Source organism: Yoonia sp., from assembly GCF_017854415.1.
Lineage (GTDB): Bacteria > Pseudomonadota > Alphaproteobacteria > Rhodobacterales > Rhodobacteraceae > Yoonia.
On sequence record NZ_JAFMHR010000034.1, the window covers coordinates 11465 to 23593 of the forward strand.

A 12129-nucleotide genomic window follows, 5' to 3' on the forward strand; every position below is an offset into this window, starting at 1 on the left:
CCGTTCTTGGGTGTCGCGATTGCAGCGACGCTTTTGGGCGAGCGGATCGGAATGCTAGACGTGGTTGGTGTTGCGATTATCGCAGGCGGTATTTTGGCTGTGCAGTTGTCCAGACAGTAAATTAGTTCGTGATCCACCTTACCCGATTTGACCGCGCACGCCCCCGGTTTGCCCGCGATCCAGCAGCAGGTGATCAAGGATCACACACGCCATCATCGCCTCGCCTACCGGTACGGCGCGGATACCGACGCAAGGATCATGACGGCCCTTGGTAATAACTTCGGTCGCCGATCCGTCCATGCGGATCGACCTGCGCGGGCTTAGGATTGACGACGTTGGCTTGACCGCAAAGCGGACGACAATATCCTGTCCTGTGCTGATCCCACCAAGGATGCCGCCGGCATGATTTGAAGAATATTCCGGCCCGTTCGGTCCCATGAAAATCTCGTCTGCATTGTCGCGGCCTGTCAGGCTGGCCGCTGCCATACCTTCGCCGATCTCCACGCCTTTGACCGCGTTGATAGACATCATTGCGGCGGCCAAATCAGTGTCTAACTTGGCGTAAACAGGTGCACCGATGCCTGCGGGGACACCGCGGGCGACGACTTCGATGATTGCCCCAACCGAGTTGTGATCATCCTTACGCAGCCATGCCAGATAGTCGTTCCATTCCGCCGCCGCTTCAGTGTCCGGACAGAAGAAATCGTTTTGGTCGATCTGGTCCCAATCAACCTTGGCGCGGTCGATCTGCTTGGTGCCCATTTGGGTCATATAGCCTTTGATCTGCACATCGGGCGCAATCGCGGCAATCGCCTCGCGGGCAACACCGCCAGCCGCCACACGTGACGCCGTTTCGCGCGCAGAGGACCGCCCGCCGCCTCGCGGGTCGCGCAGGCCGTATTTCTGGTGGTAGGTTATGTCGGCATGTCCAGGACGAAATGTATTAAGGATATCACCGTAGTCCTTCGAGCGCTGGTCAGTGTTTTCAATCATCAACTGGATCGGTGTTCCTGTCGTCTTGCCCTCGTACACGCCGGACAGGATTTTCACCGCGTCGGCCTCATTCCGCTGGGTTGTATTTTTGTTCAAACCGGGACGCCGCTTATCAAGCCATTGCTGGATCATGGCAGCTTCAAGCGGCACGCCGGGCGGGCAGCCGTCAACTGTGGCACCCAAGGCGGGTCCGTGGCTCTCGCCCCAAGTGGTGAAGCGGTAGAGGTGTCCAAAGCTGTTGATCGACATGGGCGTCTCCCTTTTGTCCTGTGGGTCTAGCGGGCGTGACAATAAGGCTCAAGAGGTTTCCCTTGCCCCTATGCGTATTCCCGACTAGCTAGATCGCACCTCGGGGGGCCTAACTAGGCTGAGATTGCAGAAATGCGGACCCGTAGAACCTGAACCGGTTAGGACCGGCGGAGGGAAGGTTTAGCATGGTGCTATCCCCCATTTCCGCCCGTCGCATTTGGAGGATACGATGAAGAATACGACCTATCTACCACTTGCTGCGGGACTTGCCCTTTGCGCCACAAGCGCATTGGCCGAGACCCCAGTACTGCAAGTTATGACTTACGACAGTTTCGTGACCGAATGGGGCCCTGGCCCTGCGATTGAAGCCGCATTCGAGGCCAACTGCGCCTGTGATTTGCAATTTGTGGGTACCGGCGATGGTGCCGCGTTGCTTGCGCGACTTCAGCTGGAAGGTCCGCGCACCGAAGCAGATATCGTGCTTGGTCTGGATACGAACCTGACCGCAGCAGCCCGCGAAACAGGTCTTTTTGCGCCGCATGGTGTTGCGGCTGAATTTGACTTGCCGATCGCATGGACAGATGCTGAATTCCTGCCATTTGACTGGGGTTATTTTGCTTTCGTCGGTAATGCAGGTGAAGCACAGGCGACGTCTTTGCGTGATTTGGCGGACAGCGATCTAAAGATCGTCATCCAAGACCCACGTTCATCGACACCGGGCCTTGGCCTGCTGATGTGGGTTAAGACAGCTTATCCTGACGACGCGGCGACCATTTGGGCTGACCTTTCCGATAATATCGTGACGGTTACATCAGGTTGGTCCGAAGCTTACGGCATGTTCCTTGAAGGCGAAGCAGACGCAGTTTTGTCTTACACCACATCGCCTGCATACCACCTGATCGCCGAAGAGGACGACAGCAAGGTTGCTTGGGCTTTTGACGAGGGCCACTACATGCAGGTCGAAGTTGCAGGTAAAGTTGCAGGTACCGATCAGCCGGAATTGGCAGACGCATTCTTGGCGTTCATCGTGTCGGACGCGTTCCAAAGTGTGATCCCTACGACAAACTGGATGTATCCCGCGGTGACGCCTGCAGAGGGGCTGCCTGCTGGATTTGAAACGCTGATGACGCCTGAGACATCACTCTTGTTGTCGCCTGAAGATGCGGCTGCACTGCGTGATGGCGCGCTGGACGAATGGCGCACAGCCTTGTCCCAGTAACCCCGCGCTGGCCCAGCGTCGCTGCTGCGACGTTGGTGCTATTGCTGACCATTGGCACGCTGGGCGCGGTTGCCTGGCGTGCCAAATGGGCTGGCGGGCTTGCGCCTGCCGACTGGGCGGCGGTGCGGTTCACCATTGTTCAGGCGCTTCTATCCGCTGCTATCAGCGTGGTGCTGGCAATTCCTGTCGCGCGCGCGCTTGCGCGACGCAGGTTTCGCGGGCGACAGTTGCTTATCACGTTGCTGGGCGCGCCTTTCCTGCTGCCCGTGATCGTTGCCGTTCTTGGCCTTCTTGCTGTTTTTGGCCGGGGCGGTGTGTTGAACGATGTTCTGACCAGCCTTGGTTTTTCGCCAGTTTCAATTTTTGGCATGCACGGTGTTCTTCTGGCGCATGTCTTCTTCAATTTACCGCTGGCGATCCGGTTTATCCTGCAAGGATGGCTGTCGATCCCGTCAGAGAGGTTCCGGTTGGCGGCAACATTGAATGCCCCCGTCGGGCGATTGCTGGAATGGCCGATGTTGCGCGTGGTCTTGCCCGGCACGTTTCTTGTCATCTTTTTGATCTGCCTGACCAGCTTTGCTGTGGCCCTGACGATGGGCGGTGGACCGCGCGCCACAACGATTGAACTTGCGATCTATCAGGCCGTGCGGTTTGATTTTGATTTGGGCAAGGCGGCTTTGCTTGCCTGCGTCCAGTTTGGCCTGTGCGTTGGGGCCGCTATGCTGGCCTTGCGGATCACAGCCGACGACGTGACAGGTGCGGGGATGGACCGCGTCGTGCAGCGCTGGGATGTGGCCCGCGCGGGGATCGATTATGCTTGGATCATTGCGGCGGCGCTATTCCTTTTAGTTCCCTTGGGTATGGTTGTCTTGCGCGGTTTGCCCGGTATTTTTGACTTGCCGGATACGATTTGGGCCGCAGCACTGCGCTCAATTACTGTCGCTATTGGTTCGGCGGTTCTATGTGTGTCGATGGCGTTGGCGCTGGCATTGCGCGGCGGCGGATTAACAGCGATCGTTGGTGTATTGCCACTTGCCGCGTCAGGGTTAGTGGTTGGAACGGGCGCGTTCCTGATCGTGTTTCCATTTGTGCGGCCCGCAGATGTGGCCCTGTTTGTTACGCTTCTGGTTAATGCGACGCTCGCGTTGCCTTTCGCATTGCGGGCCATTGGGCCAGCGGCAGCGCAGGTCAACGCTGATTATGGGCGGCTTGGCAAGTCATTGGGCATAAGCGGCTGGGCGTGGGTCCGGTTGATCGTTTTGCCCCGCATGCGCAAGCCGCTGGGGTTTGCTACGGGGTTGGCAGCGGCCTTGTCGATGGGTGATCTAGGCGTCATCGCGCTTTTTGCAGGGCAGGCAGAGGAAACGTTGCCATTGGCAATGTACCGTTTGATGGGGGCCTACCGCATGGAAACAGCGGCAAGTGCGGCTTTGCTTTTATTATCGCTTAGCCTGCTGCTGTTTTGGATATGTGATCGAGGAGGACGCGCTAATGCTGACGTTTGAAAATGTGCTACTGTCGCAAGGAGATTTTGCGCTGACAGTCGACATGACCCTGCCAAAGGCAGAAATCATCGCGCTGATCGGTCCATCTGGTGCGGGAAAATCAACGCTTCTTTCGGCGATTGCGGGTTTCTTTGCGCCAACCAGTGGGCGTATTTCCTGGAATGGGGCAGACCTCGCGGGCATCGCGCCAGGTGCGCGCCCCGTTAGTATGCTATTTCAGGACAACAATCTGTTTCCACATCTCACTGCTGCACAGAATGTGGGACTTGGGTTGCGCCCGGATTTGAAGTTGCCTCCTGCGCAGCTCGCGGAAGTCGAGGCGGCTTTGGCACAGGTGGGTCTGTCAGGGTTTGGTGATCGTAAGCCGGGGGCGTTGTCTGGTGGGCAACAAAGCCGTGTTGCCTTGGCGCGGGTGTTGGTTGCTGACAGGCCGCTTGTGTTGCTGGATGAACCGTTTTCAGCGCTGGGGCCAGCGCTAAAAGATGAGATGCTGGATTTGGTGAAGGGCAAGCTGCACGCTGCCGGAAAAACCGTGATTATGGTGACCCATGATCCGGCAGATGCGCGGCGCATTGCAGATTGCGCAGTGTTGGTCGCGGATGGTGTGGTAACTGCGCCGGTTTCAACGGCTACATTGCTGGACAACCCACCGCCCGCACTTGCTGCCTATTTGGGGTAAGGCGGATCAGGATACGCTCAAATAAAAAGGCCCGCTAGAAAGCGGGCCTTTTTTGTAGTAACTAGTCTGATTAGACTTAGTCTTTGTGCTTGTGCGGTGCCCAAAGACGCTTGTTTGTCAGGTACAGCAGAACGGACAAAACTGTCAGGAACAACACACCAGTCAGACCCGCTTGCTTACGCGCAACAAGCTTAGGCTCGGCTGTCCACATTAGGAATGCAGCGACGTCCTGTGAGATGTTTTCCAGATCGTTCGAGTGACCGTCTGCAAAATCAATATCGTCACCCCAAAGCGGTTGAGACATTGCAATCCAAGATCCAGGAACCTTGTGCTTGCCGTGATCGTCTTTGCAGCTTTCGGGGAAACCACCTGCCGCGAATGCGACGTTGTAGAAGCCGTCCATTGGTTCGCCTTCCAGCGCACACTCAGGTTCTTCGTGGTAGCCGGTCATCAATGACGCAATATATTCGGCGCCGCCCATGCCGTTTACGAACTGGCTGATCCCTGTACCGTACGGACCATGGAAGCCTGCACGCGCCTTTGCCATCAGGCTTAGGTCAGGTGCGTTTGAAAGGCTCGACCCGGGGAACTTGTCAGCAGGCGTTGCGGTACGAAAGTCGCCTTCGCCATCAAAGAGGGCTTGGTCGAAGATTTCGTAGAACTCTGCATAAGCGCGCATCTGATCTTCTGGCAGGGCAGGCCCACCTTCATCATGCAGGTTTCGAAATGCAACAAGTTCCAAACCGTGACAGGCGGCACAGATTTCAGTGTAGACCTGAAGACCTCGCTGAAGCTGCATTTGGTCAAAGCTGCCAAAAGGACCCTCAAAAGAGAAATCATAGTCTGTGATTTCTGTTTCAAGCTCGGCCGCTGTTGCCTGCCCTGCAGTGAGGGCAAGCGCCATAGCGGCAGTGAGAGTTAATTTACGGAACATCACTATTGGTCCTTTCTCACTCGGCCGGGTTCGCGACAGGCTTAGCGCCGTCGGTCTTCGGCGCGTAGTGCGCGTTAAAGTCGTCTTCGATGGTTGCTGGCGGTGTGTTCGGCTTTTCGATCACACCCAAAAGCGGCAGGATGACGAGGAAGTAAGCAAACCAATACGTTGCACCAAGCAGCGAAATATAAGGATAGATACCCTCTGCTGGACGCGCACCAACCCACATCAGCAAGATGAAGTTGACAGCGAACAACCAGAACCACCACTTGAACATCGGACGATAGCGGCCGGACCGTACCGAAGATGTATCAAGCCAAGGCGCCAGCGCCATTACGACGATCGCACCAAACATTGCCAGAACACCAAAGAACTTGGCGTCGACGATGCCGAATGTGAGCCAGTTTACAGCAATGACCAACCAAACTTCTTGGTCGAATGCACGCAGGATCGCGTAGAACGGCAAGAAGTACCACTCAGGCACAATGTGCGACGGTGTGACCAGCGGGTTGGCCGGGATGTAGTTGTCCGGGTGGCCCAGGTAGTTTGGCATGAAGCCGACAACCGCCACAAACAGCGCAAGGATGATCGCCAATGCAAACAAGTCCTTGATCACGAAGTACGGCCAGAACGGCAGCGTGTCTTTCGCGGCGTCTTCTTTCGAGGTGCGGCGTACTTCAACACCAGTTGGGTTGTTGTTGCCAGTCGTATGGAACGCCCAGACGTGCACGATTGTCAGACCCAAAAGAATGAAAGGCATCAAATAATGCAGCGAGAAGAAGCGGTTCAACGCAGGCTGTGCAATCGCACCGTTAGGCGTACCTAGCAGCCAGATCTGAACTGATTCACCAATGAACGGGATCGCGCCAAACAGGCCAGTGATAACCGCCGTACCGTGGAAAGACATCTGACCCCATGGCAGAACGTAGCCCATAAAGGCTGTACCCATCATCAGGAGGTACATCAGCATACCGATGATCCATGTCACTTCGCGTGGTGCTTTATACGAACCGTAGTAAAGCGACCGGAAGATGTGTGCGTAAACCGCCACAAAGAACAGCGATGCGCCGTTCATGTGGAAGTAGCGCAGCATATGGCCGCCATTCACGTCGCGCATGATGTGCTCGACCGAGGCAAACGCCATATCGACGTGCGGAACATAGTGCATAACCAGCACAACGCCGGTGATGATCTGCAGCACGAGTGTGAATACCAGAACGATACCCCAGATCCACATCCAGTTCAGGTTCTTAGGAGTGGGAAGCATCAAAGTGTCATAAATCAAACCAACAATCGGCAAGCGCTTGTTCAGCCACTTTTCGCCGTCGGACTTTGGTTCGTAATGGTCGTGGGGAATTCCGCCCATGGCTTTCTCTCCTTAACCGAGTTGAATTGTTGTTTCGTCCACGAAGGACGCAACAGGAACAGGCAGGTTGCGCGGCGCTGGGCCACGGCGAATCCGACCGGATGTATCGTAGTGCGAACCGTGGCAAGGGCAGAACCAACCACCAAAGTCGCCCGCGTCGCCCAAAGGCACACAGCCAAGGTGCGTACAAACGCCCATTTGAACCAGCCAGACCCCATCTTCGGTCAATGCCCGGTTTTCATCGGTTGCAGGGGCCGCGCCAGTGTTGGCGTTATTGGCGTCTGCGTCAGGCAAGCTGTCGACATCGACGGCGCGCGCTTCGGCAATTTCGTCCTCGGTGCGGGCCCGAACAAAGACCGGTTTACCCTGCCACAGCACAGTAATTTGTGTGCCTGGATCGACAGCGCTGACATCAACGCGGATCGAGGCCATCGCTAAAACGTCGGCCGAAGGGTTCATTTGGTTTACCAGCGGCCAGACAGCGGCACCCGATATTACAACACCGGCACCAGCCGTTGCATAGTAAAGGAAGTCGCGGCGTGTGCCTTGGTGATCATCTGCATGTGACACGGGGTGCATCTCCGATTCTTATAATGGGCGTATCTGCCCGCACGAAAAAGTAGACCGACACGAAAGACAGTCAATTTTGCCGTTGTTTATCCACCAAAACCAATGACGTCCAGCAGACAATCGGGCGCAGGCACTATTGGCGTGATAAATAGGCTTCAATTCACAAGAATTCCTTAAGCCGAAATGAGGGATTCGTTTCGGGCAGAAGTGGGGACCGCGGCGCGCTGTTTGGTCTTGCTCGGGCCCATTTGGCGATTTTTCCCTTCAAAATTCGCCAAAGTCAGCGGATTCAAGCCCATTTTCCATGAAAACTGTGTCCATCATGCGACGTTTGCATTGCGCGAATTAACTGGGACTTAAGCTATTGTTGAGAGCGTGTAAGCGTTACCTCTCTCACCTCGCCCGAACTGCTTAGGACTTTGGAAATGAAACGCGCACTTGCTTTGTGCTTTGCTATGCTTTTGGCCCCCGCATGCGCATCCGCTCAGGTGGAGCTTAGTTTTTACGCAGGCGCGCAGTCTGCGCAGCCATCTGAAGTTTTGATTCGTGATCCTTTGTCGGGCTCTCTTGATGCAAGGCTGGATTGGGAGGGGCTGTCTTTTGATGCCCCGCTTTATTACGGTATTCGTGCTACCAGATGGCGGTCGTCTGCTTTTGGCGTTGGATTGGATTTCGCCCACAACAAAGTTTATGCTGCGTCTTTGCCTGAAGGTTATGATGTGCTCGAGATGACTGATGGTCTGAACACACTAACGGTCAACGCCTATCGCCGCTGGAGTGACGTCATGGGCGCGATCAGCCCCTATGTCGGCGGGGGTGTTGGCATTTCTGTACCGCACGTCGAGGTCGCAAGCAGTACTGCGCAAACATCGGGGTATCAGCTAACAGGGCCTGCGGCGACATGGATTGCTGGTGCGAGTTTCCCGCTGACGGATCAGTGGTCTGTGTTTGGCGAATACAAGGGAACGTACTCTTCCAACAAAGCAGACCTTGATGGTGGCGGTACGCTTGAGACGGACATTGTCACAAATGCGTTGAACGTCGGCGTCAGCTTCGATTTTTGAATATTGACTACTCTGGGGAGGTTGCGACCATGCTGTCGCGGGCGCTGAATTCTGCGTGCCACTGCGCAAGCGCTTCGTTGCCATTGCGCCAACCTCGCGCATCATGACGCAGGTCAATATAGGACAACGCGCAGGCCATTCCGATTTGCCCGATGTTAAGCGGGCCTGTCAGGTGGCTCATCCAGCGGCTGTTTACTGCGGCAATACCGCGGGCTGCTTTGGTCCACTGCACCTCTAGCCAGTTGGGTGACTGCTCTGTTTCGGGGCGCAGGCGCATCTCGTAGGTCATAGAAACGGTGGCGTCCATAATGGCATCTGCGGTTGCTTCGAGCGTGAGAATTTCCCAAATGCTGTTTTGAGGATAAAGCTGCGACCCAGCTAAATCGTCCAAAAACCGCGTGATAACGCGGCTGTCATAGATCGCTGGGCCGTCAGCGCGCAGAAGTGCCGGAATTTTACCCAGTGGGTTGGCCGCGATAACTTCTGGGGCAGAGTTGAGGGGGGTCGTGCTGACTGTGATCTCTTCGACGGTGGCCATCAAATTTGCCTCGCGCAGCAGAACGCGGGTTTTGCGGACGTACGGCGAAGAAGGTGAGATCAAAAGCTGCATGAGTTAGGGGTCCTGTCTGTAAGTTAAGGAAACAAAACCTGATCCTGTCCGGTTTGCCAAGGCGGATATTTTTTCATCACACCGCGAAACCGGTCGGAATCCAAGAATGCATCTAGCCAAGCCGTCAATGGATCCAGCCCTTGCGCATCAAACCATGCGCGGTCGGTGTTAGCGAATTGGCGCACAAATGGCAGAATTGCCATATCGGCGAGCGTGCGGTTAGAGCCCATCAGGAACGCGGTCTTCGATAGGCGATCGTTGAGATCAACCAAAAACACCATTGCTTTCGCCCGCTCTGCAGCCTCGTCGCGGTCTGGGAACCGCACAGCGTATTTTGTGTAATCCAATGCTTGCTTAAAGTGACCATCACATGTGTCGATCAGCGTGAACCCTTGCGCAGGCATATCCAGCCAACCTTCGGGGTCGTCTTGGCCCAGCGCCCACAACATCACATCGCGGCTTTCTTCGATGACAGCTTCGCCATCTTGCACCACCGGCACGGTTCCTTTGGGGGACGCCGCCAGAAAGGGTGCGGGTTTGTCCTTGAGTAGGATTTCTTGCAGCGCGACCTGCCGCCCACTTGATTGGATCGCAAGGCGTGCGCGCATGGCGTAAGGGCAGCGTCTGAATGTCCAAAGTATGGGTAGAGTTGCCATGTCTGGATGCCTCCGGCGGGGATATTTATACTCGGAAGAAGTTAGGCGGTCAGTTGCTGGCCCGCAAACCCAGTGATTTTGGCGCGCACGATTTGGCTTTCGGGTTGGTCTGTATCGAACAAGACTTCGGTGAATTGTTCGGTGCGTCCCATGCGTGCATTTTCCATCAAGATGTGATGGGTCTTGCCCGTTTGTGCATTCAGGTGCCGGTCTACTTGCGCCACCCCCGCCGCACGTAATTTGCCGGCACGTTCTTTGATAAGCTTGCCGTTTACTGCAGGCATCTTTGCCGCCGGCGTGCCCGGACGGGGCGAATACGGGAAAACGTGCAGCCACGTTAGGTCACATTCTTTGACCAGCGCCAGAGAGTTGGCGAACATTGCATCAGTTTCGGTCGGAAAGCCTGCAATAATGTCCGCACCAAACGTCATATCTGGACGCAGCTTGCGGGCCTCTAGGCAGAAATTGATGGCATCATCCCGCAAGTGTCGCCGCTTCATGCGTTTCAGGATCATATCGTCGCCGTGTTGCAACGACAGATGAAGATGCGGCATCAAACGCGGTTCGGTCGCGATGGCTTGCAGCAGGTTTTCATCGACTTCGATGCTGTCGATAGAGCTGATCCGCAGGCGCGGCAGATCAGGGACGAGTTTTAGAATGCGCATGACCAAATCACCCAGCTTAGGAGTGGCTGGCAGGTCAGCGCCCCAGCTTGTCAGGTCGACGCCGGTCAGGACGACTTCGTTATAGCCTTTGTCGACAAGTCGTTTGATCTGGTCGACGACGACACCCGCCGGAACCGACCGCGAATTGCCGCGGCCGTAAGGTATGATGCAAAAGGTGCAGCGGTGGTCGCAGCCGTTTTGTACCTGCACATAGGCGCGGCTCCGCGTGCCAAAGCCGTCGATCAGGTGCCCTGCAGTTTCTGTAACCGACATGATGTCATCGACCTGTACGGGCTCTGTCTGGCCGATCAGGTCGGGGGCCATGCCTGCCCATGTCGCAGGGTCCATCTTTTCGGTGTTTCCTAACACGACGTCGACTTCGTCCATGTTGGCGAAGGTCGCGGGTTCGGTCTGTGCGGCACAGCCGGTCACGATCAGCTTAGCGTTTGGATGTTCGCGGCGCAGTTTGCGGATGTCTTGGCGGGCTTTGCGGACGGCCTCTGATGTTACTGCGCAGGTATTTACCACGATCGCGTTGTCGACACCGGCACTCGCCGCCAGTTCTTTCATTGCCTCGGTTTCGTAGGCGTTCAGTCTGCAACCATGGTTGGAAAAGATTGGGGCGATCTTCATCACAGCCGCCAAACGCCGTCAAAGACATGTGCGGTTGGGCCCGTCATCCAGACGCCATCGTCACGCCAGCTGATTTGCAAGGTCCCGCCATCCAGATCAATTGTCACATCCCGGTCCGTCAATCCGCGCCGTGCTGCTGCAATTGCTGTCGCACATGACGATGAACCAGAGGCCAGAGTGATTCCCACGCCTCGTTCCCAAACCCGCATCCGCAGATGGTCTGGTCCGACAAGACTGGCGAACTGAACATTTGTGCGCTGCGGATAAAGCGGGTGATGCTCAATCTCGGAACCGCGCGCGGCTAGGTCCACGGCATCGGCGTCGTCCACAAAAAATGTACAATGCGGGTTGCCCATGCCTGTGGCTGTTGGCGTACCGGAAATTGGCAACGCGAGGGTGTCCATTTCATAGGCCAAAGGGACTTCGTCCCAGTTAAGTTGTGGGTGCCCCATGTTTACCGAGGTCAGCCCGTTGCCTGCATCCTTGGCAATAAGCACACCACGGTTTGTTGTAATGGTTAGCGCATCACGGTCTTCGGCATCCATTAGGTGACGTGCGATGCAGCGTGTCGCATTGCCGCAAGTCGCAGAGATCGACCCATCGCTGTTCCAAAAGGTCAGATGAACGTCCGCATCGGGCGTGTCCGAGAGAACCGCAAGCTGATCAAAACCAACCCCGCGGTGTCGGTCAGCCATCGCAATTGCTACGGCTGCATCAACGCGCGGAGTGATTCCCCGTTCATCCACGACTACAAAGTCGTTTCCCAGCCCATGCATCTTCATGAAGGGCAAAATTGATGAGTCGTGCGTGTTCATGGCGGCGATATAGTCAATGCCGTGCGACTAATCCAGCGGTGACCGCATTTGGGGGTTGACCGCGCCCTTTTGTCTTTCTAGTTAGCGCGCTTAGTGGGCCGTTAGCTCAGTTGGTAGAGCAACTGACTTTTAATCAGTAGGTCGATGGTTCGAACCCATCACGGCTCACCA

The 12129-nt window shown here is 56.0% G+C and carries 12 protein-coding genes, 1 tRNA gene, 1 pseudogene and 1 riboswitch; of the genes and pseudogenes, 6 read left to right on the top strand and 8 right to left on the bottom strand.

Annotated features, from left to right (window positions below; genetic code table 11):
- Positions 1-120: pseudogene (locus tag QZ197_RS05840) on the top strand (EamA/RhaT family transporter); the annotation flags it as partial.
- Between the two features lie 18 nt (positions 121-138).
- Here the strand turns inward: QZ197_RS05840 and aroC are convergent.
- The gene (aroC, locus tag QZ197_RS05845) at positions 139-1242 is read right to left on the bottom strand and encodes a chorismate synthase (protein WP_296430936.1); all 1104 of its coding nucleotides are present in this window, start codon (positions 1240-1242) and stop codon (positions 139-141) included.
- A 91-nt stretch (positions 1243-1333) separates the two neighbouring features.
- Positions 1334-1435, top strand: a riboswitch (TPP riboswitch).
- Positions 1436-1471: 36 nt separating this feature from the next.
- Here aroC and thiB point away from each other — a divergent pair.
- From thiB to QZ197_RS05860, 3 genes are read left to right on the top strand one after another with little or no spacing between them, the layout of a single operon-like run.
- Positions 1472-2461 (top strand): thiamine ABC transporter substrate binding subunit, encoded by a 990-nt coding sequence (gene thiB, locus QZ197_RS05850; protein ID WP_296430938.1) that lies wholly within the window; start codon positions 1472-1474, stop codon positions 2459-2461.
- The gene (locus QZ197_RS05855) at positions 2437-3966 is read left to right on the top strand and encodes a thiamine/thiamine pyrophosphate ABC transporter permease ThiP (protein WP_296430940.1); all 1530 of its coding nucleotides are present in this window, start codon (positions 2437-2439) and stop codon (positions 3964-3966) included. The genes thiB and QZ197_RS05855 overlap by 25 nt, the downstream gene beginning before the upstream one ends.
- Positions 3953-4645 (top strand): ATP-binding cassette domain-containing protein, encoded by a 693-nt coding sequence (locus tag QZ197_RS05860; RefSeq protein ID WP_296430942.1) that lies wholly within the window; start codon positions 3953-3955, stop codon positions 4643-4645. The genes QZ197_RS05855 and QZ197_RS05860 overlap by 14 nt, the downstream gene beginning before the upstream one ends.
- Before the next feature lie 76 nt (positions 4646-4721).
- Here the strand turns inward: QZ197_RS05860 and QZ197_RS05865 are convergent, their stop codons facing one another.
- The 3 genes from QZ197_RS05865 to petA are packed head-to-tail and all read right to left on the bottom strand — an operon-like array spanning position 4722 to position 7515.
- A complete protein-coding gene (locus tag QZ197_RS05865) occupies positions 4722-5579 on the bottom strand; it encodes a cytochrome c1 (RefSeq protein ID WP_296430944.1) in 858 nt (285 codons plus the stop codon).
- 16 nt (positions 5580-5595) lie between these two features.
- Positions 5596-6945: a cytochrome b N-terminal domain-containing protein gene (locus tag QZ197_RS05870; RefSeq protein WP_296430945.1), complete on the bottom strand. Its 1350-nt coding sequence runs from the start codon at positions 6943-6945 to the stop codon at positions 5596-5598.
- Between the two features lie 12 nt (positions 6946-6957).
- On the bottom strand, positions 6958-7515 hold the full coding sequence (gene petA, locus QZ197_RS05875) for a ubiquinol-cytochrome c reductase iron-sulfur subunit (RefSeq protein ID WP_296430946.1): 558 nt from the start codon (positions 7513-7515) through the stop codon (positions 6958-6960).
- 425 nt (positions 7516-7940) lie between these two features.
- Between petA and QZ197_RS05880 the strand changes: the two genes are divergently transcribed.
- Positions 7941-8579, top strand: coding sequence for an outer membrane beta-barrel protein (locus tag QZ197_RS05880; RefSeq protein ID WP_296430947.1), 639 nt, complete (start codon positions 7941-7943; stop codon positions 8577-8579).
- A gap of 7 nt (positions 8580-8586) precedes the next feature.
- Here the strand turns inward: QZ197_RS05880 and QZ197_RS05885 are convergent, their stop codons facing one another.
- The 4 genes from QZ197_RS05885 to dapF are packed head-to-tail and all read right to left on the bottom strand — an operon-like array spanning position 8587 to position 11958.
- Positions 8587-9189 carry a glutathione S-transferase gene (locus QZ197_RS05885; protein ID WP_296430948.1) on the bottom strand — a complete coding sequence of 201 codons (603 nt, stop codon included), beginning with the start codon at positions 9187-9189 and terminating at the stop codon, positions 8587-8589.
- Between the two features lie 23 nt (positions 9190-9212).
- Complete coding sequence (locus QZ197_RS05890) at positions 9213-9845, bottom strand: glutathione S-transferase (RefSeq protein WP_296430949.1); 633 nt, start codon at positions 9843-9845, stop codon at positions 9213-9215.
- A gap of 41 nt (positions 9846-9886) precedes the next feature.
- Entirely contained in the window at positions 9887-11143 is a 1257-nt protein-coding gene (gene mtaB / locus QZ197_RS05895; RefSeq protein ID WP_296430950.1) for a tRNA (N(6)-L-threonylcarbamoyladenosine(37)-C(2))-methylthiotransferase MtaB, read from the bottom strand.
- A complete protein-coding gene (gene dapF / locus QZ197_RS05900; RefSeq protein WP_296430951.1) occupies positions 11143-11958 on the bottom strand; it encodes a diaminopimelate epimerase in 816 nt (271 codons plus the stop codon). The genes mtaB and dapF overlap by 1 nt, the downstream gene beginning before the upstream one ends.
- A 95-nt stretch (positions 11959-12053) precedes the next feature.
- Here dapF and QZ197_RS05905 point away from each other — a divergent pair.
- Positions 12054-12129: transfer RNA gene (locus QZ197_RS05905), tRNA-Lys, on the top strand.